The organism is Nonomuraea angiospora, from assembly GCF_014873145.1.
Lineage (GTDB): Bacteria > Actinomycetota > Actinomycetes > Streptosporangiales > Streptosporangiaceae > Nonomuraea > Nonomuraea angiospora.
The window spans coordinates 10,108,698-10,135,043 of the sequence record NZ_JADBEK010000001.1; the positions used below are offsets into that span (position 1 = coordinate 10,108,698).

Sequence of the window (26,346 nt, forward strand, 5' to 3'; positions counted from 1 at the left end):
TCGGACCTCGGCCGCGCCGATGGTGACGCGCACCCGATGCCTACACCGGACATCGTGTCGGCCCCTGTGCCCCTTCGTGGCTCCGCGGCGGCAGTCGCCTATCTGCTGGCGACTGCCCGGGCGACCGGCACGCGTGTGAGCCGCACCAAGCTCTCCCATCTCCTCTAACTGGCCGATCTCCGCGCCGTCGAGCAGGGATTGCCCGCCGGCTCCGGCCTCGAATGGCGTTGGAACCCTGGCGGTCCTCGGAGCTTCCGTCTGGTCGAGGTCGAGCGTGACCTTCGTGAGGCGGGCGTGATCCTCCTTGATGAGAGTGCGGACCCTTTCGCCGGTCGTCGTGAGTGGACCATTCACCTGGTCGATGTTCCTCGGACGGTGGTGAGCGTCGAGTTCGCCGTGATCATGCAGGCCGTTCTGGCCGACCACGGGCGACTCTCAGCGGGCCAGTTGTGTGATCTCACTCCGGGCTGGCTCGCCTCCGCCGGTGGGCCGAGCGTAATCCGCTGCCTGACGACGAGCCTGGCGGCATCGAGGATCTCGAGGAAGAGATCCGTCACCTCGCCGAGCATCGGGCGGAGGCGATCCGTCGCCTCCTGGAGGAGTAGGTGCCCGGGCCCTACATCGTCGGAGGCGTCTATCTCGTCACGTGCAACTTGCCAAAGGCCAGGGTGGAGCTGTCAAGAAATGCTGGATCAGGGTCCCGGCCGTGCAGCCCTTGCCGAAGTCCGCCCTCGAAGGGCGTACCGGCGTGCTGGACGAAGACCTGTTGACACAGGTTCAAGGCCGACTCGCCCCAGGAGCTCGATCCAGCACAAAGTGCCTGATCATGTGGCAGATTGGGATGTTATCGTCCATCGCATGATCGAACTGATCGCTCCCACGGGGCGGCTCCATTCCTCGTGGCTCACCGCGCGTGACGAGTGGCCGCCCGGTGCTCACCAGGACGGGGCCGGCTTGCGGCTGGTCGCTGACGATGACCTCGACAGTCCGGAAGGGTTCGCCTCATGGGTCGAGCGGCTGCGCCGGCAGTCAGACCGGTCGCTGCCCGTCGGGGAAGGACGCGTCCACGCCACCCACTGGTGGATCGTCGACGGCGAGACCTACCTCGGAGCCATCGACCTCCGCCACTATCTGAACGCCTTTCTGCTGGAAGGCGGCGGGCACATCGGCTACAGCATCCGGCCTTCTGCCAGAAGGCGGGGACTGGCCACGTGGGCGCTGGGAGCGGTGCTGCTCAAGGCGCCGGCGCTCGGTCTGGACCGGGTCCTTCTCACCTGTGACGACGGCAACGTCGCTTCGGCGCGCACCATCGAAGGCAACGGCGGTGTCCTGGAAGACGTGCGCAGCACCGAGATCGGGGTCAAGCGCCGCTACTGGATTGTTCTCGGTGACTGACGTTGGGCACAGCCGTTCGTCGATGGCGGCGCCGAGGACGGTCGCCTCGTAGCGGATGGCGAGCTCGTCGTGTCTCGCGGCCACGGCCTCTGGAGGCGGTTGACGCCGCACCCCACCGGGCCGCAACGGGGGCGTCCGTGGCCGTGGTCTGCCGGCTCGATGGGGACGACCCAGGGCGGCTTTCTCCGCGGACTGGCGGCGGCGCTGGTGGGCCAGGCGAATAGCGGAGTCGACGTTCGCGATCGGCCTGGGCCTGCAACGGGTGAAGATGCCGCCGGGACCAAGTCGGCGGACATCCCGCTGGTCTTCGATGACGGACGCGACAACCGTGCCGCCGACCGGACGTCAGATCTGCCGGCGAAGCCACTCCAGACCTCGTTCGGCATGGGTGACGATGGTGAAGTGGCTGTCGCCCTCGCAGAGCCGCAGCTCGGCGGTAGGGCAATGGGCGGCCAGCCACGACCCGTGACCGGCGGGGATGATCCGGTCGCCGGTGCCGTGCAGGAGGAGGACCGGGGCGTCGACAGTGCCGGGATCGCAGCCCCAGGGAAGGGTGTAGGAGACGTCGTCGTCGATCTGGCCGTACGGACCGGCGGCGAGAGCCGGCTTCCCGACCTTCCCCAGCCATCCCCACGGCCCCTCGAACAAGGCCAGATCGGCCTCGGTGAACTCGCAATCGTAGATGAAGTCCGACGCCTGCAGCGCCGCCCTCGCCTCTCGGCCCTCCACTGCTGCCCTCAGCGCGGCCACGCCTGACGGAATCATCCCGGCGAACCAGTCCAGTCCGGCCGCGCCGTACGGGGCGATGGCGGCCAGGCCCAGCACGGCCTGGACGCGACCACCCAGAACCGCCGCGCATCCGAGAGCATAAGACCCGCCGCCGGAGTACCCCGCGACGGCGAACCGATCGATGCCGAGCGCGTCCGCGACCGTTGCCGCGTCAGCGGCGACCGACGCGATCGTGCGCCCTGGCGCGACGCTGGAGCCGCCGTAGCCCGGCCGATCGAATGACACCCAGCGCAACCCCAGCTCGGCGGCCGCGGTGAAGAGCGGCTCCGGAGGCGCCCCCACGTTGGGTGTGCCGTGATGCCACATGACAGGCAACCGCCCGCTCTGCTCCGGGGCGGTGTCGTAGACGTGCAGCGTGCGGCCGCCACCCGCCGGGACGTCGAGCTCGATCATCTCATCACCCTTTCATGGTCGACGTTCACGGCAACCTGACCCCCAAGGCGGTGTCAGCCGTCCCAGCGCTGGGCGTTCTGGTCGTTCAGGGAGCCCGGCGGCTGAGGGATGACGCAGAAGGGCAGCCCGGCGGGGTCCTCCATGACGCACCAATGGTCGTTGACCAGCCGCAGGCGCCGGGCACCGAGGGCCTCCAGGCGCGCGGTCTCCGCCTCCAGGTCGTCGGTGTGGATGTCGAGGTGGACCCGCGCGGGGCCCGTCCCGAGTCGCTGGACGAGCAGGGCGAAGACGTCACCGGGCAAGGAAGCGCCGTGGTACTCCGGGTACCGCTCGAACCGGGTCAGCGTCTGACCGGTCGCCTCCTGCCAGAACGTCACTTCCTTGTCGTGATCGCCCTCCGGGACATCGATCACGACCTTGTAGAGCCTGCTGTAGTGCGTCATGACACCCATCCTCCTGGACGGGTGTCATCCCCGGGACAGGGTCCTGCCGGGGGCGAGGGGCATCCGCACTTCGGCGAGTCCGAACGTGCTCCCAGCCGGGCGGCACGGCCCACCCCCTGCACGGATTCGCCGCGCCCGCACGGCCGGACGGCTGGACGGCTGGATGCTCAGGCGTCAGTGGCCGAAGAGGGTGAGCACTCCGGCGCCCAGCGGGCCGAGCCACTGGGCGATGCGGCCCAGGGCGTCGATCAACGTGGCGCCGGCTCCGGCGCGTTCCAGCCCCGAGGTGAGCTCCTGGAGGTGGTGACCGGCCTGCTCCCTGTCGGGTGTCTCTCCTCCTACCGCGTCCTCGACCGCCGACAGTTCGCGCTCCGCGCTCTGGCGCTCGGCCGCGGACAGTCTCAGCTCGTCCAGTGCGCTCCTGATGGCCTCTAGGTCGGCGTGGAGGCCCTGGCCGGCGAGCTGGTGTCCCGCGACGCCGTGGATGTCCCGCCTGGCGGTCTGGTGATGTCCGCCCACGTACTGGATGCCGCTTCCCGCGTTCACCGGCCCGCGTACGTCCCCGAACTCGTAACCTGCCGACGGGCCCCCGCCGCGGCAGGCTGGACGAATCGCAGCTCCGCGTATCCCATCCGCAGTTGATCCCCGTCACGGAGCACTTGACCACCGACGATCTTATGACCGTTGAGCCAGGCGGCTCCGAAATGAGGTGCCGGGTGGTGATCCGCAGCCGTGACGCGCGCCTGCCGGGAAAACCGTTGGCCGTGGGCTGCGGGGGCGTGGTTTGCTGCCGGGCATGACGTCGGCATGGGTAGGCCGGCTCGTCCGGTTGCGCGCCATCGAGCCCGAGGACTGGGAGACGTTCCACTCCTTCAACGAATACTCCGACGCGGTCAGGAGCGGGGAGCATCTCCACCCGCCGCAGTCGGCGGCGCGGGCCAGGAAGTGGGCCGTCGAGCTGGCCGAGCGGACCCAGGACCTGGACGACGTACGCCTGGTGATCGCCACCCGGGAAGGGAACACCCCGGTCGGCATGCTGAACACGCACAGCGTCGACCGGGTGCACGGCACCTTCGCGTACGGGATCGGCATCGGCACGCCCCACCACCGCAAGGGGTACGCCGGTGACGCCGTCGTCCTGCTCCTGAGATACATGTTCTTCGAGCGCCGCTTCCAGAAGGCCGAGGCGGGGGTCTACGGCACCAACGAGGCGTCGCTGGCGCTGCACCGGCGGCTGGGGTTCGTCGAGGAGGGCCGCCGGCGCAGGAGCCACTACGCCGACGGCCGTTACGACGACGAGGTCCTGTTCGGGATGACGATCGAGGAGTTCACCGAACGCCACGTCTCCTGAAGGACGCCACGCCTCTCAGAGAGCGTGAAGGTCCGCTCGGACCCGGCGGGTGGCCGTGACCACGTTCGCCAGTGACGCCTCCACCTCCTCGTACGTCCGGGTCTTCAGCCCGCAGTCCGGGTTGACCCAGACCCGCTCCACCGGCAGCGCCGCCAGCGTCCGGCGCAGCAGGTCCTCGACCTCCGAGGCGGCGGGCACCCGCGGCGAGTGGATGTCGTAGACGCCGGGCCCGAGCCCCCGCCCGAAGGTCCCGACGGTGCCCAGGATGCGCGCGCCCGAGCGGGCCGACTCGATGGTGGTCACGTCGGCGTCCAGGCCGTCGATGGCGGCCAGGATCTGGTCGGCGTCCGAGTAGCACAGGTGCGTGTGGATCTGCGTGCGGTCGCCGGCCCCCGACGTGGCCCGGCGGTAGGCGGCCACCGCCCACTCCAGGTAGTCGGCCTGCGCGGCCCGCCGCAGCGGGAGCAGCTCGCGGAGGGCGGGTTCGTCCACCTGGATGACCGACACACCGGCCGCCTCCAGGTCGCGGACCTCCTCCCGGACGGCGTCCGCCACCTGGAACACGACGTCGCGCAGCGGCAGGTCGTCGCGGACGAAGGACCAGGCCACGATGGTGACGGGGCCGGTGAGCATGCCCTTGACCGGCTTGTCCGTGAGCGACTGCGCGTACGTGGCCCACCGCACCGTGATCGGCGACGGGCGGCCGACGTCCCCGTGCAGGATCGGCGGGCGGGTGCAGCGGGAGCCGTACGACTGGACCCAGCCGTTCCTGGTGACGGCGAACCCGTCGAGGTGCTCGGCGAAGTACTGCACCATGTCGTTGCGCTCCGGCTCGCCGTGGACGAGGACGTCGAGCCCGAGGCGTTCCTGGAGCCGGATGACGTGCTCGATCTCGGCCTCGACCTGCCGCTCGTAGTCGGCCTGGGAGAGCGTGCCCGAGACGACCGCGGCACGGGCGGCGCGCAGGGAGCCGGTCTGCGGGAACGAGCCGATCGTGGTGATCGGCAGCGCGGGCAGCCGCAGGTGCTCGGCCTGCGCCGCCGCCCGCACCGCGTACGGGCTGCGCTCCTCCGGCACCACGGGCGCCGGCAGCGCCACGGAGGGCGCGGCGTGCGGAGCGTCCCGCAGCGGGGACCGCGCGAGCGCCACCACCTCCGCCACCTTCTGCTCGGCGAACGCCAGCCGCCCCTTCAACGCGGGGTCCAGCTCTGGCTCGGCCTCCACGTCGTAGGGGACGTGCAGCAGCGAGCACGACGTGCTGACCACCACCTCCGAGGCGCGTACGGCGCCCAGGGCGGCCAGGGCGCGACCGGGCGAGGTACGCCACACGTCGCGCCCGGACACCACGCCCGCCACCACGGTCTTGCCGGTCAGGTCGAGCACGGGCACGGCGCCGCGGACGAGGTCGATGCCGATGGCCTCCACCGGGGTCTCGGCCAGGACCGGGAGGGCCTCCCCGAGGTCGCCGAAGTAGGAGGCCACGAAGAGCCCCGGCCGGGTGGTCAGGGAGCCGAGCCGGGAGTAGGCGGCGCGCACGGTGGCCAGCTCTTCGGCGGTCCGGTCGCCGACCAGCGCGGGCTCGTCGAGCTGGACCCACGAGACCCCCTCGGCGGCCAGCGCGGACAGCAGCTCCTCGTAGCAGGCCAGCACGTCGTCCAGCCGGTCCAGCGCCGACCCCAGCAGCAGGAACGTCACCGGCCCCACCACGACGGGCCGCGTCTCGTACCCCAGCGCCCGCGCCTCGCGCACCTCGGAGAGCGGCTTGGCCGCGTCCAGCTTGAACACGGTGTCGGGGCCGATCTCCGGCACGATGTAGTGGTAGTTCGTGTCGAACCACTTCGTCATCCGCAGCGGCGCCAGCCCCTCGGTGCCCCTGGCCATCGCGAAGTAGGGGTCGCCGGCCTCGCGGTAGCGCGCGGGCACCGCGCCCAGCAGCACCGCCGTGTCCAGCACCTGGTCGTACAGCGAGAACGTGTTGGACGGCAGCCCTTCCAGCCCCAGCTCGGCCAGCCTGTGCCAGGTCCGCTCCCTGATCTCGGCCCCCACCCGTTCGAGCTCCGCCCGGCTCGACCGCCCGTCCCAGTACGACTCCAGCGCCCGCTTCAGCTCCCGCCGCGGCCCGATCCTCGGATATCCGAGGACGGTGGACTTGGGGAATGGGGACATGTCTGGCTCCCTTGATCTCGTTCGGCTGGTCGCAGGCATCCTGCCGAGCACTCGGGAGCTCGTGCATCATGGATTGGTGCTGCTTATGCTCAAGGAGATGCACTGCTTCGCCAGGGTCGCGGAGCGGCTCAGCTTCTCCAGGGCCGCCGCCGACCTGGGGATGTCCCAGCCCGCCATGAGCCAGGCCATCACCCGGCTCGAGCGCGCCGCCGGGGTCAGGCTCTTCGAGCGGACTGCCCGCGACGTGCGGCTCACGGCGGAGGGCAAGGCGCTGCTGCCGTACGCGGAGCAGGTGATCGAGTCGGTGGGCGCCTTCGAGGCCGAGTCGGCGCGGCTGGCCAGGCCGACCATTCATCTCGCTTATCCACCGCTCGTCGGAGCGCTGGCGGCGCGGATCGTCAGGCGGCTGGCCGGCCGCACCCCGGCGATCGGCGTGGAGCTGCGGGCGGCGGGCCGGGGCGCGGCGGTGCGGGCGCTGGCGGACGGCGAGGTCTCGGCGGCGATCCTGGCCACTCCGGCGCCGGCGCAGTTCGTGACGGCGGCCAGGTTTCACGTCACGGTCGACCACCTGGCCGTGCCCGCGGGTCACCGGCTGGCCTCCCGGCCCAAGGTCGCGCCCGGCGAGCTGGGCGGGCAGGTGCTGCTCACGCCGGGCAGCCGCCCGTGGCCGGGGCTGCCGGGGCGCTCGCGCCTGGCGGCCGACGACGACTTCGCGGCCGCGCTCGACCTGGTGGCCGCGGGCGCCGGGCTGCTGCCGATCCCGCAGCTCCTGGTCAGGACCATCAGGAGGGACGACGTGCGCTTCGTGCCGCTCGACGCCGGCGACCTGCGCATCACGTACGCGCTGGCCTGGTCGAAGGAGCGGGTGACACCGGAGCTGATGGCCCTGGTGCAGGCCGTCCAGGACGCCCTGTGGACTAGGTGAGGGGGAGGTTCTTCAGGGCCTCGCGGCGGCTCAGGCCGGTGAGGCCCTTGGCGTTGACGTAGCGGAGCACCTCGTCGGGATTGGTCTTGGCGTATTCGCGTAACGCCCAGCCGATCGCCTTGCGCGCGAAGAAGTCGTTGTCCGACAGGCTCGGCTCGATGCACGCGTACAGCAGGGCCGTGTCGGTGCGTTCCTTGAACCGGTTCTGGCTGAGGATCGCGGTGCGCCGCTTCCACAGGTCGCGGTCGTGCGCCCACTCCAGCATGAGCGGCCGCATCGAATCGGGGTAGGTGGTCAGCAGCCCGCCGACGCGGTGGGTGGCCAGCTCGTCGACGAGGTCCCACCAGGCCCCGGTGACGATCATCTCCTCGTACATCGGCACGGTGTAGAGGGTCTGGTAGTCGCGGTAGAGGTGGTAGCCGGACAGCTCGACGGCGGCGTAGCGCTCCTCGCGGTATTCGGCCTCCCGCCACAGCGCCAGCACGGCCCGCCGCCACTCCGGCGCGCTCTCCAGCCGGTGCTCGGCGAACACCCGTCGCAGCGCCGCCCGCCTGCGCACCGCCTGCACGCCCAGGAACGGCATCGTGGACTTCATGTACGTGCGCATCGCCTCGGCCTTGCCGGGCTCCGCGACCCCCTGCAGTGCCAGCCGCACTGCCTTGCCGAGGCTCATCCCTTTTGCGTGGTGCGCTCGCCGGTGGCGAGGCCGTCGAAGAGCACGGTGATGTAGTGCTCGGCCAGGCCGGTGGTGTTGAGCCTGCCGCCGGGGCGGAACCAGCGCACCGCGACCCAGATCGTGTCGCGGATCATGCGGTAGGTCAGCTTCGGATCGACGTCGGCCCGGAACAGCCCGGCCGCCTGGCCCGCCTTGATCTGCGTCACCCAGATCTGCTCGACCTCGTCCTCGGCCTTGACCAGGTAGTTGAACCGCTCGAACTGCCGCAGGTAGTTCCAGTCGTTCTGCATGACGGTGATCGCGGCGCGGTGCGGCTCCAGCGTGCCGAACCCGATGCGGACCATCTCCGACAGCACCGTGCGGGCGTCGGCGCTGGTGTCGACCGCCGCGCGGTAGCGGGCGATGAGGTCGTCGAGGAAGGTGGAGAGCACCTCGTCGACGATCGTCTCCTTGGAGTCGAAGTGGTGGTAGAGACTTCCGGAGAGGATGCCTGCCTCGTCGGCTATCTCACGTACTGTCGTGGCCTGGAAGCCCTTGCGTGCGAAGAGCTCCGCGGCGAGCTTGACGAGGTGGTCGCGGCGCTCGGAGGCGGTCCCCGATGAGCTCGCGCGCTGGCGCTTGGCCGGGGTGGTCGTGGTGCCGGAGTTCTTACGCGTGGTCACGACACCATTATGAGCCCTCGCACAATCGCTTGTTCACCTAACCGGTGCAGCTCATGCGGCATTCCGTGCTCTACCAAGCGCTTGCTACGATGCGATGATGGTGAACGAGGCGTACATCGTCGGAGCCGTCCGCACCCCCGTCACGCGCAGGAACGGCGGCCTGGCCGCGGCGCACCCCGCCGACCTCGGCGCGCACGTGCTCAGGGAGCTGATGCGGCGGACGGACGCCGACCCGGCGGCCGTCGACGACGTGATCTTCGGCTGTGTGGACACGATCGGCCCGCAGGCCGGGGACGTCGCCCGCACCTGCTGGCTCGCGGCCGGGCTCCCCGAGGAGGTGCCCGGCGTCACGGTGGACCGCCAGTGCGGCTCGTCCCAGCAGGCGCTCCACTTCGCCGCCCAGGCGGTGCTGTCCGGCACGAGCGACCTGGTGGTGGCCGGCGGCGTGCAGAACATGAGCATGATCCCCATCTCGGCCGCGATGCTCGCGGGCCGCGCCTTCGGCCACGAGACGCCGTTCGGGGGGTCCAAGGGCTGGGTCGAGCGGTACGGCACGCAGGAGGTCTCCCAGTTCGCGGGGGCCGAGCAGATGGCCGTCACCTGGGACCTGTCGCGCGAGGAGATGGAGCGGTACGCGTACGAGTCGCACCGCCGGGCCCTGCACGCCATCGACGCCGGGCGCTTCGTGCGCGAGATCGCCCCCTACGAGGGCGTGACCACGGACGAGTGCCCGCGCCGGGACACCACGATCGAGCGGATGGCCGGGCTCAAGCCCCTCGTCGAGGGCGGCCGGCTCACCGCGGCCCTGGCGTCCCAGATCTCCGACGGCGCGGCGGCCCTGCTCGTCGCCTCACCCAGGGCCGTACGCGAGCACGGCCTGACCCCGCGCGCTCGCGTGCACCACCTGTCGGCCCGCGGCGCCGACCCGATCGTGATGCTCTCCGCCCCCATCCCGGCCACCGCCCACGCCCTCGGCGTGACGGGCCTGTCCATCGGCGACTTCGACGCGATCGAGATCAACGAGGCGTTTGCGCCGGTCGTCCTGGCCTGGATCAAGGAGACCGGCGCGGAGCCCGCCAAGGTGAACCCGAACGGCGGCGCCATCGCGCTCGGCCACCCGCTCGGCGCGACCGGAGCCGTGCTGGCGGTGAAGCTGCTGCACGAGCTGGAGCGTACGGGCGGACGGTACGGCCTGCAGACCATGTGCGAAGGAGGGGGGCAGGCCAACGTCACCGTCATCGAGCGGCTGCCCGCCTGAAGGAAGGTGCTGACGTCTGAAAATGACTCTAGCAAATAGGAAACTTTCCTATTAGATTTCGGGTCATGCCCTTGAGCGGTGACCTGCTTCGCCTTGCCGACGCCGTCCTCTTTCCCGGTTTCACCGGGCACATGCCTCCCGACTGGCTGCGCCGCCGGCTCGGCGAGGGGCTGGCCGGCGTGGTGCTGTTCTCGCGCAACATCGCCGACCCGGCTCAGGTGGCCCGCCTGACCGCCGCGCTGCGCGCGGAGAACCCCTCGGTGCTCGTCGGCACCGACGAGGAGTCGGGGGAGGTCACGCGGCTGGAGGTGGCCGCGGGGAGCAGCCGTCCCGGAGCGTACGCGCTGGGCGCCGTGGACGACGTGGCCCTGACCGAGGCCCTGGCCAGGGACCTCGGCGCCGAGCTGGCGGCGGCGGGCGTCACGCTCGACTTCGCCCCCTCGGCCGACGTGAACTCCAACCCGGACAACCCCGTCATCGGCCTGCGGGCCTTCGGCGCGGACCCGGCCCTGGTGTCCCGGCACACCGGGGCGTTCGTCCGCGGCCTGCAGTCGGCGGGCGTGGCCGCGTGCGCCAAGCACTTCCCCGGGCACGGGGACACCTCGGTCGACTCGCATCACGGCGTCCCCGTGGTGGCCGACGGGATCGAGGACGCGCTGCTCCCTTTCCGGGAGGCGATCAAGGAGGGCGTCAGGGCCGTCATGACCGGCCATCTCCTCGTGCCCTCGTACGACGCCGAACTGCCCGCCACGCTCAGCCCGAAGGTGCTCACCGGGCTGCTGCGGGAGGAGCTCGGGTTCGAAGGAATGATCATCACTGACGGCATCGAGATGGCCGCGGTGTCGGGGACGTACGGGATCGGGGGCGCCTCCGCCCGTGCCATCGCCGCCGGGGCCGACGCGATCTGCGTCGGCGGCGAACGGGCCGACGAGGCCACCGCCGCCGGCATCCGCGACGCGATCGCCACGGCGGTGACCCAGGGACTGCTGCCCGAGGAGCGGCTGGCCGACGCCGCTCGAAGGGTCCGCGAGCTGGCCTCATGGGCCGCCTCCTCGGGCAGCCAGGCGCCCCGCGACGGCTCCGTGGGCCTGGCCGCCGCGCGCCGGGCGATCCGGATCACCCGCCGCTCCACCGCCCCCGTGCTGCCGCTGACCTCGGCCGCGTCCGTGGTGGAGCTGGCCCCCGAGATGAACCTGGCCATCGACAGGAACACGCCGTGGGGCGTCGGCCGGCCGCTGGCCCGCCTGCTGCCGGGCACCGTGGTGACCCGGCTGGCGGTGGGGGACTCGACGGGTTCGGCGCTGGAGCGCCTGCTCGGGGAGGCCGCCGGGCGGCCGCTGGTGATCGTGGTCCGGGACGTCCACCGGCACGCCTGGCAGGAGCAGGCGCTGCGGCACCTGCTCAGCGCCCGGCCCGACGCCGTGGTGGTGGAGATGGGGCTGCCCGAGCGGTCGGATCTGGGTGCCGTGCACATCGCCACGTACGGCTCCGCCCGGGTCTGCGGGCAGGCGGCGGCGGAGGTGCTCACGGGCAGATCGTGACGCGGGCAGGCGGCGGCGGAGGTGCTCACGGGCAGGTCGTGACGCGGGCAGGCGGCGGAGGTGCTCACCGGTAGGGTGTGATCCCGTGAACTTCGACGGCGAGGATCTTTCCCGCAAGGCGCTGGCCGACCGGCTCCCGGCGGACGAGACGCACGTCTTCCGCGAGTGCGACCTGACGGAGACCGACCTGTGGGGCGCCCCGCTGGCGGGGGCCAGGTTCGAGTCGTGCGTGCTGGACCAGACCGACTTCCGCAAGGCCGATCTCGACGGGGCCTCGTTCACGGGCGGGGGCGGGATGCGGACCCGCTTCAACGACGCCGACCTCATCGACGTGACATTCACGGACGTGGACCTGTCCTCGGCCCAGTTCGGCGGCGCGCTCCTCACGGACGTCTCGTTCACGGGGTGCCGCATGATCGGCGCCGCGCTGACGGGCTCGCGCGGCACCGGCTTCAAGATCGCCCGCTCCAACCTGACCCTGGCCAACCTCGGCGGCTGCTCCCTGCGCGGGGAGGCCGTCGAGGGGGTCCGCTTCGACGACGCCGACCTGTCGGGGTGCGACTTCACGGAGGCCACGTTCAGCGACTGCCGCTTCATCGGGACGCGCCTGCTCCAGACCAAGTTCAACAAGGCCGATCTGCGCGGCGCGGACCTGGGCGAGCCGGACGACGCGAAGCTGCGGGCGTTCGCGGGCGCGATCATCAACCAGGCCCAGGCCAACGCCATCCTGGCCGCCCGCGGCATCACCGTGCTCTAGCCTCGGGCGCCTCTCTCGTCGCCCGTTCGCGCTGTCGATAGTCAGATCATCGATATATATTGATCATATGAAATCGATGCAGGAGCCCACGTTCCTGATCCTGACCGCGCTGGCGGCCGGGCCGCAGCACGGGTACGGCGTGATCACCGACGTGGAGCGCATCTCCGACGGCCAGGTCCGCCTGCGCGCCGGCACCCTGTACGCCGCCTTCGACCGCCTCCAGGCGGAGGGCCTCATCGAGGCGGACCGGGAGGAGATCGTGGACGGGCGGGTGCGTCGCTACTACCGCCTCACCGGCGACGGCGCGGCCAGGCTGGCGGCGGAGGCCGAGCGGATGAGCAGGCACGCCCGGGCGGCCGCCGCGCGCCTGCGCGCCGCGGGGGCGGGAGGCCTGGCGTGAGCCCGCTCGAAGCGCATGGCAGGAGCCCGCTCGAAGCCCGCTACCGCCGCCTCCTGGCCTGCTACCCGCGCGATCACCAGGAGCGGCACGAGGAGGAGATGATCGGCGTGCTGCTGGCCGGAGCGCGGCCCGGCCAGACCCGCCCGCATCCCGCCGACGCGGCCGACCTGCTGTGGGGGGCGCTGCGCGTGCACGCCCGGCGGGCGTTCGGCGCGGGGTCGGCGCCCTCCTGGCGGGACGGGGTCGCGCTCGCCGTGGCGCTGTGGCCGTTGCTGATGCTGACGGCGGCGCTGGCGAAGGCGCTGGTGAACGGCGTCCCAACCCTGGAGACCGCGTGGAATTACGGTGTCGTCGTCCTGACCGGACCCGCCACGACCCGGCACCTGGTCCAGCCGATCGCCATCGCGGCTGTGCTCGCACTGGCCGTGTTGTCCGGCCGCAAGTGGGTCGCCGCGCTCGGCGCGGTCATGCTCGTGGTGGGTATGGCGGACCCCTGGAGCGGGATGATTCCGGGTCTCGACATCCGGTCGGTGCCGAGCGGCCGGGTCCTTCTGGTGGAATTGGCGACACCGAACGTCGGCCCGGTCCTCGTGGCGCACGTGGCGGCGGCCGTCATCGCCTTCATACCCGCAGCGCACCGGGCCCTGCGGGCCATCCCCCGGCGTACCTTGCTGCTCTGGGCGCCGCTCGCGCTGGTGGGGCTGACCGCCAGCAAGGCCCTCGTGCGCTGGGTGGACGTGACCGCCCACCACGATGTCGTGGTCTGGAAACCCGTGCCCTGGCTCGTCGTGGTCTCGCTGGCCGCCGGGGTCGCGTGCCGGTCGGCGCTGGGGCGACGGGCGGCGCTGGTGCTGTTCCTGCCCGCGGCCGCCCTCGGCGACCTCGGCGACCTGCTGTGGATACCCACCTCCACGGCCCTCGCCCAGCTCGGCTGCGCGGCCCTGGCCTTCGCCGCCGGCGCCGCCCTGAGCCGCCGCCGCGGCGGCCTGGCCGCCTTGGCGCCCACCCCCTAGGCAAGCGTGCGGCCCAGGTGGGTCAGGGTGGTCTCGGCGTCGGTCATGATGCGCTCGATCAGCTCGCGGCAGGACGGCAGGTCGTCGATCACGCCCACCACCTGGCCCGACGCCATCACCCCGAGGTCCGCCCGGCCCTCCACCATCGCGGCCCGCAGCAGCACCGGCGTGTTGGCCGCCTGCAGGACCTGGGCCCAGGTCAGGTCGCGCGCCTGCCTCATCCGGCGGCCCTCGCGCAGCAGCTCGCCCCACGACAGCCCCGACAGCCGCCTGAACCTGGCCCCGTTCACCACCGCCCTGACCAGGCGCGAGCGCTCCAGCGAGACCACGAACGGGGTCAGCAGGACCCGGTGGGGCACCCCGTCCACCTTGGTCGTGACGACCGTGTCCCGCGTCGCGAGATAGAGCTTCTTCACCTCGTCGGGCACGGGGGAGTCGCTCGTCAGCAGGAACCTGGTCCCCATGGCGATCCCGCAGGCCCCGTACGCCAGCGCCGCCACCAGCCCCCGCCCGTCGAAGAAGCCCCCGGCCGCGATCACCGGGATGTCCACCGCGTCCACGACCTGGGGCAGCAGCAACGTCGTGGCGACGGAGCCGGTGTGGCCGCCGCCCTCGCCGCCCTGGACGATCACCGCGTCCACGCCCCAGCCCGCCACCTTCTCGGCGTGCCGGCGCGCCCCGACCGACGGGATCGTGACCACGCCCGCGTCCTTGAGCCGGGCGATCAGGTCCCGCTTGGGCGCCATCGCGAACGACGCCACGCGCACGCCCTCCCGGATCAGCACCCCGATCCGCTCGGCGGCGTCGTCGGCGTCGGAGCGCAGGTTCACCCCGAACGGCGCGTCCGTGCGCTCCTTCACCCGCCTGATCGCGGCGGTCATCTCGGCCGCGGACATCGTCGCGGCGCCGATCACGCCGAGCCCGCCGGCCTGGGAGGTGGCCGCCGCCAGCCGGGCGCCCGCGACGTACCCCATGCCGGTCTGCACGATCGGGTGGCGGCACCCGACCAGGGACGTCAGCGCGGTCCTCACGCCGGCTCCCGGTCCCGCAGGCGCTCGGGGTCGAGCCGGTCCAGGACCTCCAGCTCCTCGACGGTCGGCCCGCGCGTCCGGGGCACGTTGTCGGGAATGTCCAGCTCGAAGCCGGTCGCCGCCACCACGTCGTCCACCTCGACCCCCGGGTGCACCGACACCAGGCGCATGGTGCCGCCGGGGGTGCGGAAGTCCAGCACGGCCAGGTTCGTCACGACGCGGCGCAGGTCGAAGGCGCCCCTGTCGGTCCCGACCCCGCTGACCACGTCCACCGAGGGCACGAACACCCGGGGGGAGTGGCGGGGGATCCAGTAGCTGGTGGGGTCGCAGCGGGTGTTCCCCGGCGCGCCCCGCACGCCCAGCAGTTGCGCCTTGGGGCGGGCCCAGTCGCCGATGCAGGAGATGTTCGTGTTGCCGTACCGGTCGATCTGGCTCGCCCCGAGCATGACGTGGCGGCGCCCGTTCAGCACCAGCCACAGGTGCTCGCGGAACGGCAGCCACCCCTCCACCACCCCGGGCGCCTCGCCCAGCGCGGGCACGTCGCCGGTGAGCAGGCAGGTGCCGTCGTGCGTGAGCAGCTCCGGCTCGAATGTCAGCCGCGCCAGCCGCGCCGCCAGCACCGTGACCGGCCCGCCGATGCCCGCCGCCAGGATCTCGCCGTCGCCACGGAACGCCTCCGCGCACGCCACCACGCACACGTCAGCCCTGCTGCTCATCGAACTCCTCCCAAGGCGTCTCCACGTAGCGCCGCTGCAGCGCCTCGTCGCGCCCGTAGTCGGGCTCGCACGAGGTGAACCCCGCCCCGCCCGGCGCCTCCACCACCCCCGCCACCATCGACCGGCTGATCAGCAGCGACTGCACGGGCCCCTCCTTCAGCAGGTTCTCCACGACCCGCTCGCACGAGACGTAGCACCGCCGCGCCGCCTTGGCGTAGAGGTCGTCGAAGTACGGGTCGGGCCCCAGGTACTGGGCGTTGCCCCGCGCGTCGGCCCGGTTCAGGTGGACGAGGGCCACGTCCATGGTCAGCGCGGGCACCGCGACCAGCTCCTCCCCGTCCGCGTACGGCGAGCGCACCGTCCGCAGCCCGGGGTTGACGCGCAGCACGTCCGACCCCAGCCCCGCCCGCGTCGGCAGGAACGGCAGCCGGTGCGCCCCCGCGAGCAGCCCGAACATGAACATCCCCTCGTCGTACTCCGCGAACTCGATCTCCCCGGCCTGCCTGGCCCTCCGGAAATGGGGCTCCAGGGGAATGGAGTCGAGCGTCACGAACGGGGCCACGACCTTGCGCACCTTCTTCGCCGCGCACAGCATGCCCACGTCCGGGCCGCCGTACGAGACGATCGTGAGGTCGGTGGCGGGGGAGCGCAGGAGGGCGCGGACGAGGGCCATCGGCTTGCGCCGCGAGCCCCAGCCGCCGATCCCGATCGTCATCCCGCTCTCGACCGTGCCCGCGACCTCCTCGGCCGACATCAGCTTGGTCACGTGAATCGCTCCCTGTGCCGGTCTCCGGCGCCCATCAGGTTCAGCTCGAAGGTGAAGCCCTGCTCGAAGCGGTAGCTGCGCTTGACGTCCACGGGGTCGATGCCGTTGAGGGACTCCTTGGCGCGGCGGATCACGTACGGGTCCTTGGCGGCGATCTGCCCCGCCACCTCCAGCGCCGCGTCACGCAGCTTGTCGCGCGGCGCGACCTCCAGCACCGACCCGAACGCGTGCAGCTCGGCCGCCGTCACGTTCCTGCACGTGTAGACCATGGCCCGCATCAGGTGCTGCGGCACCAGCCTGGCCAGGTGCGTGGCCGCGCCCAGCGCGCCCCTGTCCACCTCGGGCAGCCCGAAGTAGGCGTCCTCGCCGGCCACCACGATGTCGGCGTTGCCCGCCAGGCCGACGCCGCCGCCCAGGCAGTGGCCGTGCACCACCGCGATCACCGGCACCGCGCACTCGTAGACCGCCGCGAACGCCGCGTAACACGCCCGGTTGACCCCGACCAGCGCCTCGTGGCCCTCGGCGTCCCGCAGCTCCTTGATGTCGACCCCGGCGTTGAACCCGCGCCCCTCGGCCCGCAGCACCACCACCCTGGTCTCCGGATCGTCCCCGGCCCGCCGGACGGCCCCGGCCAGCTCCTCCCAGCCGCGCACGGTCAACGCGTTCACCGGCGGCACGTCCACGACCACCTCGGCGATCGGCCCGGCCCGCAGAGTGATCCCCATGAGACTCCCTGGTTGCACCTAACGCTTGCTTGGTACGGTAGCACCCGTGACCGTGACTTACGACTACACGGGCAGGGCCGTCCTGGTGACCGGCGGCACCCAGGGCATCGGGGCGGGGATCGCCCGCGCCTTCCGGGAGGCGGGCGCCGACGTGACGGTCTGCGCCCGGCGCGAGCCGGCCGCCCCGGCGCCGGGGATCCGGTTCGCGCGGGCCGACGTGCGGGTGGCCGAGGACGTCGAGCGGCTGATGTCCGGGTTCGACCGGCTGGACGTGGTGGTCAACAACGCCGGCGGCTCGCCGTACGCGCCGCTCGACGGGACCTCGCCGCGCCTGCACGCCCGCGTCGTCGAGCTCAACCTGACGGCCCCGCTGCTGGTCTCGCAGTTCGCCTACCCGCTGCTCGCCGCCGGCGGTGGGGCGATCGTGATGATCGGCAGCGCCAGCGGCGCCCGCCCCTCGCCCGGCACCTCGGCGTACGGCGCCGCCAAGGCCGGGCTGCACCACCTGGCCCGCTGCCTGGCCGCCGAGTGGGCCCCGGAGGTGCGCGTCAACACGGTCGTCGTCGGCCTCGCCGACACCGAGAACGCCGCCTCCCATTACGGAGGGCAGGAGGACGGGATGGGGGCGGCCATCCCGGCGGGCCGGATGGCGACGCCCGCCGACGTGGCCGCGGCCTGCCTGTGGCTGGCCGCGCCCGGCTACGTCACGGGCGCGGAGGTCCGGGTGGACGGCGGCGGCGAGATCCCCGCCTGGCGGCACCTGGCTTCCGGTGACATTTCCTGATATCTCTGCATGATCCTTCTGGGAGGTCTGTGTGGGAATCTGTGCTGGCCGCGTGGTGATCGTGACGGGCGCCGGACGGGGGATCGGGAGGGATCACGCGCTGGAGTTCGCCCGGCAGGGCGCCCGCGTGGTGGTGAACGACCTCGGCACGGGCCCCGGCGGCGAGGGCGCCTCGGGAGGCCCCGCGCTGGAGGTGGTCGCGGAGATCGAGGCGCTCGGCGGCCAGGCGGTGGCCAACTGCGACGACGTGTCCGACTGGGGCGGCGCGGCCCGGCTGGTCAAGACCGCCGTCAGCGCGTACGGCCGCCTCGACGTCCTGGTGAACAACGCGGGCTTCGTCAGGGACCGGATGCTCGTCTCCATGACCGAGCAGGAGTGGGACGACGTCGTCCGCGTCCATCTCAAGGGCCACTTCCTGCCGCTGCGGCACGCGGCGGCGTACTGGCGGGAGAGCGCCAAGGCGGGCGAGCGCGTCACGGGCCGGGTGATCAACACCTCGTCCGGCGCGGGCCTGCTGGGCAGCGTCGGCCAGGCCAACTACTCGGCCGCCAAGGCGGGCATCGCCGCGCTGACCCAGGTGGCCGCGGCCGAGCTGGGCAGGTACGGCGTGACGGTGAACGCCATCGCCCCCGCCGCTCGCACCCGCATGACCGAGGAGGTGTTCGCCGCGACCATGGCCAGGCCGGAGTCCGGCTTCGACCCCATGGACCCGGCCAACATCGCCCCGCTCGTCGTCTGGCTCGGCTCCGAGGGGGCGGGCCACGTGACGGGGCGGGTGTTCGAGGTGGAGGGCGGCTCGATCGCCCTGGCCACGGGCTGGCGCCACGGCGAGCGGGCCGAGCGCGGCGCCCGCTGGGACCCCGCGGCCGTCGGCGAGGCGGTCGCCGGGCTCCTGGCCGCCGCCCCGTCCCCGGAGCCCGTGTACGGGACGTGAGCCGGACGGGTCAGCGCATGGCCGAACGGGCGGTCGGGTGGAGCAGGATGCGCTCGGGGGCGGCCGTCAGGCGGGGCTTCAGCATGGGCAGGTCCACCTCCCGCTCCTCCTCGGCCGGGTCGAAGCGGGCGAACCACACGAACACGTTCTCCCCGGTCCGGATCGGAAGCCGGGGGAAGTCGTTCTCCGAGTGCTCGGTCTCCAGGCACGCGACGGGCGGCACCCCGGCCTCGGCCAGCACGGGCGCGACCTCCCGGGCGAAGAAGGCGGAGAAGCCGTCCTCGACGTGGTAGATCGTGGCGGCGTACAGGGACTTCGGCGGCTCGGTCGCGCCCGCGGGCGGCCGCTCCCAGGCGGGCGGCTCGGCCCCCACGGAGTGCAGGAGGAGCACGTCGTCGCTGTCGATCATGGTGGCGTTGGCGGCGTCCCGGTGGGCCCGCCATACGGGCCCGCCGTAGAAGGCCTCCAGCGCGTCCTTGCGTGCCGCCATGGACGGGAATGCGCGTAGCCAGGCGAACCGGTCGGGCGCGCCCTGGACGCGGAAGGTGCCGGTGACCCCCATGCCCGCCGCCTCCTGGGTCTCCACGAATTCACGCTCGAACAGCTCGATCAACGTGTCCCGCCGCCCGGGCAGCAGGGTGTACTGGCGCAGTTCGTAGATCATGCGGCGGACGTTAGGCCCAGGTCACTGACATCTTCTGTCAGCCTATTGGGCGAACAATATTCTGGTAACAGAGTGCTACCGATCGGCAACCCACGGTTATATGCTCGCTGTGACCTTGATCTCCTGCGGTCAAGGAAGGTCAAAGGGGCGGCGCGCCCGTGCCCGCCGGCCCTGAACCCTACCGGCGAAGGAGCAGAAGTTGATCAAAAGAGTGTGCGCCGCCGCAGCCGTGCTGGGCGCGGCCGTCGGCGGCGCACTCCTGGCTGCCCCGGCTCACGCTGACGACTGGTGGGGGCCGCTGAGCGGCGACACCCGCGCCGGCAACTGGAGCGGCAACAGCGACTCGTCCCAGTCCGGAAACAACTTCGGGGACGTCACCGCCGTCAACCGCGGCAGAGACTTCTCGACCAACGTCAACAACGTCAACGGCATCGCACCGACCGCCACCAACGGCGGCATCACGGTGACCTACATCTTCTACTGACCGGCTGACGTCCAAAGCCAACACGATCTGAAAGGACCACGACCATGGTGAAGAAGCTCTGCGTGACCGGTCTCGTCGTCGCCGCCGCTGCTGGGGTGACCCTGCTGTCGGCCCCCGCGTACGCGGACGTCAACGCGGGTAACTCCAGCTCCAACCGCGGCTCCTCGCAGTCGGGCAACAACTTCGGCAACGTCGTCAGCAGCAACGTGAGCGGCCGCGGCGCGACCAGCGTCAACAACGTCAACGGCAACGCCGCGACCGCCACCAACCGCAGCATCGTGGGCATCGACGACATGGTCGAGTTCGACTAGCCGGGAGGGGTGCGGGCCAGGTCCCGAGATGGCCTGGCTCGCCCCCGTACTAGCATCCGTGGGTGGTTCTTTGTGCCTATGTAACGTTTGAAGATCCCCACGGCGTCGACGACGAGCGCGACCCGGTCCTTTCCGCCTGGCGCGAGGCGGGCATCGAGGGCCGGGTCGAGCGCTGGGACGACCCCGCCGCCGACTGGAGCGCGTACGACGCCGTCGTCGTCCGCTCGGTCTGGGACTACGACCTCAGGCGGGCGGAGTTCCTGGAGTGGGCGCGTGGCGTGGAGTCCGTCACCAGGCTGCTCAACCCGGGCTCCGTGCTGGAGTCCAACACCGACAAGACCTACCTGCGGGACCTGGGCGTGCCGATCGTGCCGACGCACTGGTCGTCGCAGGACCTGCCGCACTGGCCCGAATACGTCGTCAAGCCGGCCATCTCCGCCGGCGCCCGCGACACCACCAGGACCACCGATCGCGACGAGGCCCGGGCGCTGGCCGCCGCGATCGAGGCCGGCGGGCGCACGCCGATGGTGCAGCCGTATCTCGACATGGTCGAGGCGGAGGGGGAGACCTCGCTGCTGTACTTCAACGGCCGCCTCAGCCACGCCGTCCGCCGCATGCCCATGCTCGTCCCAGGGGCGAGCGAGCAGGACAACGCGCGGTCCGAGCGGCGCACCCCAGCCCCGGACCAGGTCGATCTCGCGAAGAAGGTGCTCGCCGCCGTACCTCAGCCCCTTCTCTACGCCAGGATCGACCTGGTCCGGCTACCCGGGGGCGAGCCCGCGGTCATCGAGGTGGAGCTGACGGAGCCGTACCTCTACCTGCGGTGGGAGCCGCAGGCGCCGGCGAACTTCGCCAAGGCGCTACGCGAGCTGCTCTGAGTCCTTCACCCACAGGCGCAGCAGCCCCCTGAAGTGCTCGACGAAGCGGTCACGCTCGTGGGCCGGATACGTGGCGGTCACGGTGTCCACCAGTAACCGGTCGAACTCGGCCCCGGCCACCCACTCCAGCACCACCTCGTCGAGGCGGGCCAGGCGGTCCTGGCAGAACTCGTGGTAGCGCTCGGTCTCGAAGTACGCGTCGGCCAGCCGGCGATATTCGGCCAGCCGCTCCTCGTACGTCCCCGTCACGGAGAAGTAGTCGTGCGTCTCCAGGTCGATGCGCGGCCTGCGCCGGGTGGCCACGCAGAACACGCTCCACTTCACCAGCGTCTTGATCGCCCAGGGGAAGTAGTAGTGCAGGCTGGTCAGCGCCACGTCGGGGCAGGCGTTGGCGTAGTCGATCGGGTGCACGTCAGAGCCCTTGACCAGGGTCTCGCAGGAGTTGAACTCCCACCGGAAGAACGCGTTCACCAGCTTCCCGATCGTCACCACCTCCTCGCCCACGGACGGCGACAGGAAGGAGTGGTCGACGACGTAGCGGGCGTGCATCGGCTCCTCGGGCCTGAAGCGCATGACCATGGTCTCCGCGCCGATCGACAGCGACCTGGCGAACGCGTCATAACCGTCGATGGCCTGCTGGAGGTGCATGAGCATCTCGCCGCTCTGGTCGTAGGCCCGGTGCAGCTCGTCCCGGTCGCGCACGAGTGACACGCCGCGCCAGGCCCCGCCGTCGTAGGGCTTCATGAACAGCGGGTAGCCGATCCGCTCCGCGACCTCGTCCAGGTCGAAGGACTGGTTGTAGCGGGCCGCCGTGTAGGCGTACCGCGCGTTGTCGACCGGGTTCTTGAACGGCACCAGCACCGTCTCCGGCACCTTGAGCCCGAGCCGCATCATCGCGCAGTACGCCGTGTGCTTCTCCATCGACTGGAACGTGAACGGGCTGTTCAGGAGGTAGACGTCGTCCATCATGGCGACCTTCTTGAGCCACTCGCGCGGGTGGTAGTACCAGTACGCGAGCCGGTCGATCACCAGCTCGTGACGCGGCTTCGCGCGCAGGTCGAACGGCTCGATCGTGAGCCGCTCCACGTCGAACTCGCCCACCCCCTTGATGGGCCCGAGCCGCCGCAGCACCGTCTCGAACGCCGACGGCCAGTCCTCCTCGGTCCCGAGCAGCAGCCCGATCAGATGTCGCACGACGCCCCTCCTGCCTGACCGCCCGCTCGGCGGCCGGAGTCAGACGCCAGGGAGCCGGCCGTTGCGGAACAGGTCGACGAACCGTTGATGGTCTTCCCGGGCCTGTGCCCCGTACCGGTGGGCGAAATCCACCAGCATCCCGATAAATCCGGTTTTGTCGTTGCCGATGACCGCCACGATCGCCTCCTCCGTCGAGAAGTCGACCAGGTCGTGGCTGGACTCGTCGTCGGCCACCGCGTGCATGCGCGCCACCGCCCGCCCCAGGTCCTGCACGATCGAGCGCAGCTCGGCCGGCTCGTTCACGTCGTCCCAGTCCAGGTCCGCCGAGTATGGCGACACTTCGGCCACGAGCTGCCCCACCCCGTTGAGCGTGGTGTATCCCAGCCAGGGATCGGCGTACGCCTGCAGCGCCCGCTGCGACTCCGCCGTGCGATGCCCCTGGTGCAGGAAGTACGAGGCCACCTTCTCGTCGGTGACGTGGCGGGCCACCGCGGGCACGGCCGCCTGCTTCATGTAGAGGATGACGTCGTTCTCCAGCGCCTGCGAGCGCCCTTCGAGCAGCAGGTTGTACGAGGGCAGCCCCGCCGACCCGATGCCCACCCCCTTGCGCAGCGCCACGTCCTTGATCACGTGCTCGACCGGGCCGGCCTGCACGGGCAGCGTGGTCAGGTAATCCTCGAACGCGCCCAGCACCGCCTGCCTGGTCGCCGCGTCCACCGGCTCCCGCCCCTCCATGAGCGCGAACCGCCGGTCGTAGTCGTCGATCACGGTCTCGACGTCCAGCAGCGCCACCCGCGTGCTGAGCCGCGCCGTCTGGAGCACCCGGTGCAGCACGCCGCTGGTGGTCCCCAGGGTGAGCGAGCCGATCGCGTCGTCCCCGCCCGCGGCGAGGGCGCCCAGCTCGACCAGGTACGCGGCGGCGAAGTCGGTGACGAGCACGCTGATCGAGTCGTCGGACAGCGCCTTGGCGTAGCCGATGAGCGCCACGCTGGCGGCGAAGCGCTTGAGGTCCCAGACGTACGGGCCCACGTACGCCTCGTCGAAGTCGTTGACGTTGAAGACGAGGACGCCGGAGGCGTTCATGTACGTGCCGAAGTTCTCGGCGTGCAGGTCGCCGTGGATCCACACCCGGCTGGTGGGTTCGTCCAGGTAGGAACGGTCCGCGTAGGACTCGGCCATGTCCGCGTAGAACAGGCAGGCACTGCCCCGGTAGAACGCGAACGGAGAGGCCGCCATCTTCCGAAATTTCCGCCTAAACGCCGCGGGGTCTCGCTTGATCGACTCGCCGAACTCTGCCATGAGGACATCGAGCAGGAAGGAGGAGCGTGCGCCCATGCCTCGGACACTAGATCCCCGGGACCCTGCCGACCACCCTGATCTTTCCCTGACGCGCCGGGGTCAGGGTGGCCGCGGCGCCCCCCGTCAGGGGTGCTGCGAGGAGACCGAGACCACCTCACCCGTCATGTACGACGAGTAGTCGCTGGCCAGGAAGACGATCACGTTCGCCACCTCCCACGGCTCCGCCGACCGCCCGAACGCCTCCTTGGCCGCCAGCTCCGCCAGCAGCTCCTCGCTGGTCACCTTCGCCAGGAACGGGTGCACCGCCAGCGAGGGCGCCACCGCGTTCACCCGCACGCCGTGCTCGGCGGCCTCCAGCGCGACGCACCTGGTCAGCGCCATCACCCCGGCCTTGGCGGCGGCGTAGTGCGACTGCCCGCGCTGGGCCCGCCAGCCGATCACCGAGGCGTTGTTCACGATCACGCCGGAGCCCTGGGCGATCATCTGCCTGAGCGCGGCCCTGGTGCAGCGCATGGTGCCGTTGAGGGTGACGTCGATGACCGTGTGCCACTGCTCGTCGGACATCTCGGCCAGCGGCGCCGTACCGCCGAGACCGGCGTTGTTGACCACCACGTCGAGCCTGCCGTGCGCCTCCACCACCGCGTCGAACAGCGCCAGCACCTGCGCCTCCGACGTGACGTCGCACGGCACGGCCAGCGGTTTGACGCCGGTGAGCTCGGTCAGCGCGTCGGCGGCGGCGGCCAGGCGGCGCTCGTGCCGGTCCGAGACGACGATCGTGGCGCCCTCCTCGGCACAGCGCCTCGCGGTCGCGTAGCCGATGCCCGCCCCTGCGGCGGCCGTCACGAGCGTCACCTTGCCGTCGAGCAGTCCGTGCGCCTTGGGGTACGGGGGCATCCTTGCTCCAATCAGCGGGGGAGTCCCAGAGTGCGCTCGGCGATGATGTTCCGCTGGATCTCGCTGGATCCGGCATAGATCGTGTCGGCGCGGCTGAACAGGTAGAGCCGCTGCAGGTCGTTGAACTCGCCCTCCACGGGCTCGGCCACCAGCCCGGCCTTCCCTTGCACCGCCTGCGCCAGCTCGCCCAGCCTCCGGTGCCACTCCGACCAGTAGAGCTTGGCGATCGACACCTCGGGCCCCGGGTCAGGACGCAGCATCCGGAGCGCGTTCAGCCGCATGATCTCCAGCTCCAGCCACGCCTGGACGAGCCTGTCACGCAGCACCGGATCGTCGATCGCGCCCGTCCGCCCGGCGGTCTCAATGACCTTGGCCAGCTCCCGCCTGAACCCGATCTGCTGCCCGAGCGTCGAGGCGCCGCGCTCGTAACCGAGCGTGGCCATCGCCACGCGCCAGCCGTCGCCCGGCGCACCGAGGATGTTCCCCGCCGCCGTGCGCGCGCCGTCGAAGAACACCTCGTTGAACTCCGACGTCCCGGTGAGCTGCACGATCGGCCGCACGTCCACCCCTGGCCGGTCCATGGGGACGAGCAGGTACGACAGCCCCTTGTGCCGCTGCGAGCCGGGCTCGGTACGGCACAGCACGAAGCACCAGTCGGCCACGTGCGCCAGCGACGTCCACACCTTCTGCCCGGTGACGACCCACTCGCCGCCTTCCAGGTGCGCCTTCGTCTGCACGTTGGCCAGGTCGGAGCCCGCCTCGGGCTCGGAGTAGCCCTGGCACCAGAGCTCGTCGCCGCGCTGGATCGGCGGCAGGAAACGGTCCTTCTGCTCGTCGGTGCCGAATTCGAGGATGGTCGGGCCGATCAGCCCCTCGCCGATGTGGCCCACCCTGGCGGGGGCGTCGGCCCTGGCGTACTCCTCGTAGAAGGCGACCTGGTCCTCCAGGGACGCGGCGCGGCCGCCGTATCGCTCGGGCCAGCCCAGGCAGGTCCACCCGGCCTTGCCGAGGTGGCGCTCCCACGCCTGCCGCAGTTCGTGGCCCTCGTGCTCGCGCCCGGGCCCGCCGAGCCCTCTGACGTGCGCGAACTCTCCGCTCAGCGCGTCCTCCAGCCAGGCCCGCGCCTCTTCCCGCAGCCCCGCCGCGCCTCTGTCAGAGACGCTCAACGAAGCCTCCGTAGCCCCCGCGGAAGAACAGCAGCGGGCCGCCTTCGGAGTGCGTGTCGAGCTGGAGCACCCGGGCCACCACGATCATGTGGTCACCCGCCGGGTGCTCGGCCTCGATCGCGCAGTCGATCCAGGCCAGCGCGCCTTCGAGCACCGGGTTGCCGCCGGGGGAGCCGGTCCACTCCAGGCCCGCGAACTTGTCGCCGCCCTTGGTCGCCATCTGGGAGCACACCGCCTGCTGGTGCTCGGCCAGCACGTTCACGGTGATGACCTTCGCGCCGCGCACCTTGGGCCAGCTGGTGCTGGTGTAGGCCACGCAGAACGCCACCAGGGGCGGGTCGAGCGAGACCGAGGTGAAGGAGTTGGCCGCCAGGCCACACGGCAGGCCGTTCACCGGGTCGACCGCCGTGATCGCCACCACACCGGTCGCGAACCTCCCGAGCACCTGCCGGAAGCGCCGGCTGTCGAGGTGACCGTTCGCGCTGTGAGGTGAAGGGCCGGTCGGCATGGCGGCTCCGTTGCGAATCCTGCGCTGAGGGGGCGTCGGAAGGCCGCGACAGCCGTCCGGCGCGACGAGCCGGGCAGCGTGTGTGCTCATGGTCCGCCTCCTAGTCCACCGTCTGCGCTCACTATACCAAGCGCTTGCTTGGACGCTAGGGCGAACGGGGAAACCATGTCAAGTTCGCATGCCGTGCGGGGGGTGCGGGGGGTGAGGCGCGTTGACATGGGGG

At 71.5% G+C, this 26,346-nt stretch carries 29 protein-coding genes; 13 read left to right on the top strand and 16 right to left on the bottom strand.

Going from position 1 to position 26,346, the window contains the following annotated elements; all coding sequences use genetic code 11:
- Positions 1-858: 858 nt before the first annotated feature.
- Positions 859-1,395: a GNAT family N-acetyltransferase gene (locus tag H4W80_RS46655; protein WP_192790927.1), complete on the top strand. Its 537-nt coding sequence runs from the start codon at positions 859-861 to the stop codon at positions 1,393-1,395.
- Positions 1,396-1,740: 345 nt separating this feature from the next.
- On the opposite strand, the gene H4W80_RS46660 is transcribed toward H4W80_RS46655, so the two are convergent.
- From H4W80_RS46660 to H4W80_RS46670, 3 genes are all read right to left on the bottom strand, one after another.
- Complete coding sequence (locus tag H4W80_RS46660) at positions 1,741-2,577, bottom strand: alpha/beta fold hydrolase (protein WP_192790928.1); 837 nt, start codon at positions 2,575-2,577, stop codon at positions 1,741-1,743.
- A 53-nt stretch (positions 2,578-2,630) separates the two neighbouring features.
- On the bottom strand, positions 2,631-3,020 hold the full coding sequence (locus H4W80_RS46665; RefSeq protein WP_192790929.1) for a VOC family protein: 390 nt from the start codon (positions 3,018-3,020) through the stop codon (positions 2,631-2,633).
- Positions 3,021-3,194: 174 nt separating this feature from the next.
- A complete protein-coding gene (locus tag H4W80_RS46670; protein WP_192790930.1) occupies positions 3,195-3,566 on the bottom strand; it encodes a hypothetical protein in 372 nt (123 codons plus the stop codon).
- A 250-nt stretch (positions 3,567-3,816) separates the two neighbouring features.
- On the opposite strand from H4W80_RS46670, the gene H4W80_RS46675 reads away from it, so the two are divergent.
- Entirely contained in the window at positions 3,817-4,371 is a 555-nt protein-coding gene (locus H4W80_RS46675) for a GNAT family N-acetyltransferase (RefSeq protein WP_225964044.1), read from the top strand.
- A gap of 15 nt (positions 4,372-4,386) precedes the next feature.
- Here H4W80_RS46675 and metE read toward each other — a convergent pair whose 3' ends face one another.
- Positions 4,387-6,537, bottom strand: coding sequence for a 5-methyltetrahydropteroyltriglutamate--homocysteine S-methyltransferase (metE, locus tag H4W80_RS46680; protein ID WP_192790931.1), 2,151 nt, complete (start codon positions 6,535-6,537; stop codon positions 4,387-4,389).
- Between the two features lie 85 nt (positions 6,538-6,622).
- Here metE and H4W80_RS46685 point away from each other — a divergent pair, with 85 nt between their 5' ends.
- On the top strand, positions 6,623-7,462 hold the full coding sequence (locus H4W80_RS46685) for a LysR family transcriptional regulator (protein WP_225966007.1): 840 nt from the start codon (positions 6,623-6,625) through the stop codon (positions 7,460-7,462).
- Here the strand turns inward: H4W80_RS46685 and H4W80_RS46690 are convergent.
- Positions 7,455-8,135, bottom strand: a complete 681-nt coding sequence (locus tag H4W80_RS46690) for a DNA alkylation repair protein (RefSeq protein WP_192790933.1) — start codon at positions 8,133-8,135, stop codon at positions 7,455-7,457. The genes H4W80_RS46685 and H4W80_RS46690 overlap by 8 nt on opposite strands.
- Positions 8,132-8,800 carry a TetR/AcrR family transcriptional regulator gene (locus H4W80_RS46695; protein WP_192790934.1) on the bottom strand — a complete coding sequence of 223 codons (669 nt, stop codon included), beginning with the start codon at positions 8,798-8,800 and terminating at the stop codon, positions 8,132-8,134. Before H4W80_RS46695 ends, H4W80_RS46690 begins: the two co-directional genes overlap by 4 nt.
- Positions 8,801-8,900: 100 nt before the next feature.
- Here H4W80_RS46695 and H4W80_RS46700 point away from each other — a divergent pair, with 100 nt between their 5' ends.
- The 5 genes from H4W80_RS46700 (at position 8,901) to H4W80_RS46720 (ending at position 13,769) form a co-directional block, all read left to right on the top strand.
- The gene (locus H4W80_RS46700) at positions 8,901-10,058 is read left to right on the top strand and encodes an acetyl-CoA C-acetyltransferase (RefSeq protein ID WP_192794138.1); all 1,158 of its coding nucleotides are present in this window, start codon (positions 8,901-8,903) and stop codon (positions 10,056-10,058) included.
- Between the two features lie 65 nt (positions 10,059-10,123).
- Positions 10,124-11,599 (top strand): glycoside hydrolase family 3 protein, encoded by a 1,476-nt coding sequence (locus H4W80_RS46705; RefSeq protein ID WP_192790935.1) that lies wholly within the window; start codon positions 10,124-10,126, stop codon positions 11,597-11,599.
- Positions 11,600-11,684: 85 nt separating this feature from the next.
- Positions 11,685-12,356 (top strand): pentapeptide repeat-containing protein, encoded by a 672-nt coding sequence (locus tag H4W80_RS46710; protein ID WP_192790936.1) that lies wholly within the window; start codon positions 11,685-11,687, stop codon positions 12,354-12,356.
- 67 nt (positions 12,357-12,423) lie between these two features.
- Positions 12,424-12,756, top strand: coding sequence for a PadR family transcriptional regulator (locus H4W80_RS46715; RefSeq protein WP_225964046.1), 333 nt, complete (start codon positions 12,424-12,426; stop codon positions 12,754-12,756).
- Positions 12,753-13,769 (top strand): hypothetical protein, encoded by a 1,017-nt coding sequence (locus H4W80_RS46720; protein ID WP_192790937.1) that lies wholly within the window; start codon positions 12,753-12,755, stop codon positions 13,767-13,769. Before H4W80_RS46715 ends, H4W80_RS46720 begins: the two co-directional genes overlap by 4 nt.
- On the opposite strand, the gene H4W80_RS46725 is transcribed toward H4W80_RS46720, so the two are convergent.
- The 4 genes from H4W80_RS46725 to H4W80_RS46740 are packed head-to-tail and all read right to left on the bottom strand — an operon-like array spanning position 13,766 to position 17,007.
- Entirely contained in the window at positions 13,766-14,800 is a 1,035-nt protein-coding gene (locus tag H4W80_RS46725) for an NAD(P)H-dependent flavin oxidoreductase (RefSeq protein ID WP_192790938.1), read from the bottom strand. The genes H4W80_RS46720 and H4W80_RS46725 overlap by 4 nt on opposite strands.
- Complete coding sequence (locus H4W80_RS46730; protein WP_192790939.1) at positions 14,797-15,516, bottom strand: CoA-transferase subunit beta; 720 nt, start codon at positions 15,514-15,516, stop codon at positions 14,797-14,799. Before H4W80_RS46730 ends, H4W80_RS46725 begins: the two co-directional genes overlap by 4 nt.
- Complete coding sequence (locus H4W80_RS46735) at positions 15,500-16,270, bottom strand: CoA transferase subunit A (RefSeq protein ID WP_192794140.1); 771 nt, start codon at positions 16,268-16,270, stop codon at positions 15,500-15,502. Before H4W80_RS46735 ends, H4W80_RS46730 begins: the two co-directional genes overlap by 17 nt.
- Positions 16,271-16,278: 8 nt before the next feature.
- Entirely contained in the window at positions 16,279-17,007 is a 729-nt protein-coding gene (locus tag H4W80_RS46740) for an enoyl-CoA hydratase family protein (protein ID WP_192790940.1), read from the bottom strand.
- Between the two features lie 46 nt (positions 17,008-17,053).
- Here H4W80_RS46740 and H4W80_RS46745 point away from each other — a divergent pair, with 46 nt between their 5' ends.
- Together H4W80_RS46745 and H4W80_RS46750 are read left to right on the top strand one after the other, a co-directional pair.
- On the top strand, positions 17,054-17,791 hold the full coding sequence (locus H4W80_RS46745) for an SDR family oxidoreductase (RefSeq protein ID WP_192790941.1): 738 nt from the start codon (positions 17,054-17,056) through the stop codon (positions 17,789-17,791).
- 31 nt (positions 17,792-17,822) lie between these two features.
- On the top strand, positions 17,823-18,725 hold the full coding sequence (locus tag H4W80_RS46750) for an SDR family oxidoreductase (RefSeq protein ID WP_192790942.1): 903 nt from the start codon (positions 17,823-17,825) through the stop codon (positions 18,723-18,725).
- A 10-nt stretch (positions 18,726-18,735) separates the two neighbouring features.
- Here the strand turns inward: H4W80_RS46750 and H4W80_RS46755 are convergent, their stop codons facing one another.
- Complete coding sequence (locus tag H4W80_RS46755; protein ID WP_192790943.1) at positions 18,736-19,389, bottom strand: NIPSNAP family protein; 654 nt, start codon at positions 19,387-19,389, stop codon at positions 18,736-18,738.
- Positions 19,390-19,588: 199 nt separating this feature from the next.
- Here H4W80_RS46755 and H4W80_RS46760 point away from each other — a divergent pair, with 199 nt between their 5' ends.
- The 3 genes from H4W80_RS46760 to H4W80_RS46770 all read left to right on the top strand — a co-directional run bounded on the left by H4W80_RS46760 (position 19,589) and on the right by H4W80_RS46770 (position 21,062).
- Positions 19,589-19,873, top strand: coding sequence for a hypothetical protein (locus tag H4W80_RS46760; RefSeq protein ID WP_192790944.1), 285 nt, complete (start codon positions 19,589-19,591; stop codon positions 19,871-19,873).
- Positions 19,874-19,917: 44 nt separating this feature from the next.
- The gene (locus H4W80_RS46765; RefSeq protein ID WP_192790945.1) at positions 19,918-20,184 is read left to right on the top strand and encodes a hypothetical protein; all 267 of its coding nucleotides are present in this window, start codon (positions 19,918-19,920) and stop codon (positions 20,182-20,184) included.
- 62 nt (positions 20,185-20,246) lie between these two features.
- Entirely contained in the window at positions 20,247-21,062 is an 816-nt protein-coding gene (locus H4W80_RS46770) for an ATP-grasp domain-containing protein (protein WP_192790946.1), read from the top strand.
- On the opposite strand, the gene H4W80_RS46775 is transcribed toward H4W80_RS46770, so the two are convergent.
- From H4W80_RS46775 to H4W80_RS46795, 5 genes are all read right to left on the bottom strand, one after another.
- Positions 21,045-22,256 carry an ATP-grasp domain-containing protein gene (locus H4W80_RS46775; RefSeq protein WP_192790947.1) on the bottom strand — a complete coding sequence of 404 codons (1,212 nt, stop codon included), beginning with the start codon at positions 22,254-22,256 and terminating at the stop codon, positions 21,045-21,047. The two genes, H4W80_RS46770 and H4W80_RS46775, sit on opposite strands and share 18 nt — an antisense overlap.
- Positions 22,257-22,295: 39 nt before the next feature.
- A complete protein-coding gene (locus H4W80_RS46780) occupies positions 22,296-23,591 on the bottom strand; it encodes a DUF2252 domain-containing protein (RefSeq protein WP_192790948.1) in 1,296 nt (431 codons plus the stop codon).
- Between the two features lie 87 nt (positions 23,592-23,678).
- On the bottom strand, positions 23,679-24,449 hold the full coding sequence (locus H4W80_RS46785; protein ID WP_192790949.1) for an SDR family oxidoreductase: 771 nt from the start codon (positions 24,447-24,449) through the stop codon (positions 23,679-23,681).
- 11 nt (positions 24,450-24,460) lie between these two features.
- Positions 24,461-25,615: an acyl-CoA dehydrogenase family protein gene (locus H4W80_RS46790; protein ID WP_192790950.1), complete on the bottom strand. Its 1,155-nt coding sequence runs from the start codon at positions 25,613-25,615 to the stop codon at positions 24,461-24,463.
- Complete coding sequence (locus H4W80_RS46795) at positions 25,602-26,213, bottom strand: flavin reductase family protein (RefSeq protein ID WP_192790951.1); 612 nt, start codon at positions 26,211-26,213, stop codon at positions 25,602-25,604. Before H4W80_RS46795 ends, H4W80_RS46790 begins: the two co-directional genes overlap by 14 nt.
- Positions 26,214-26,346 lie beyond the last annotated feature (133 nt).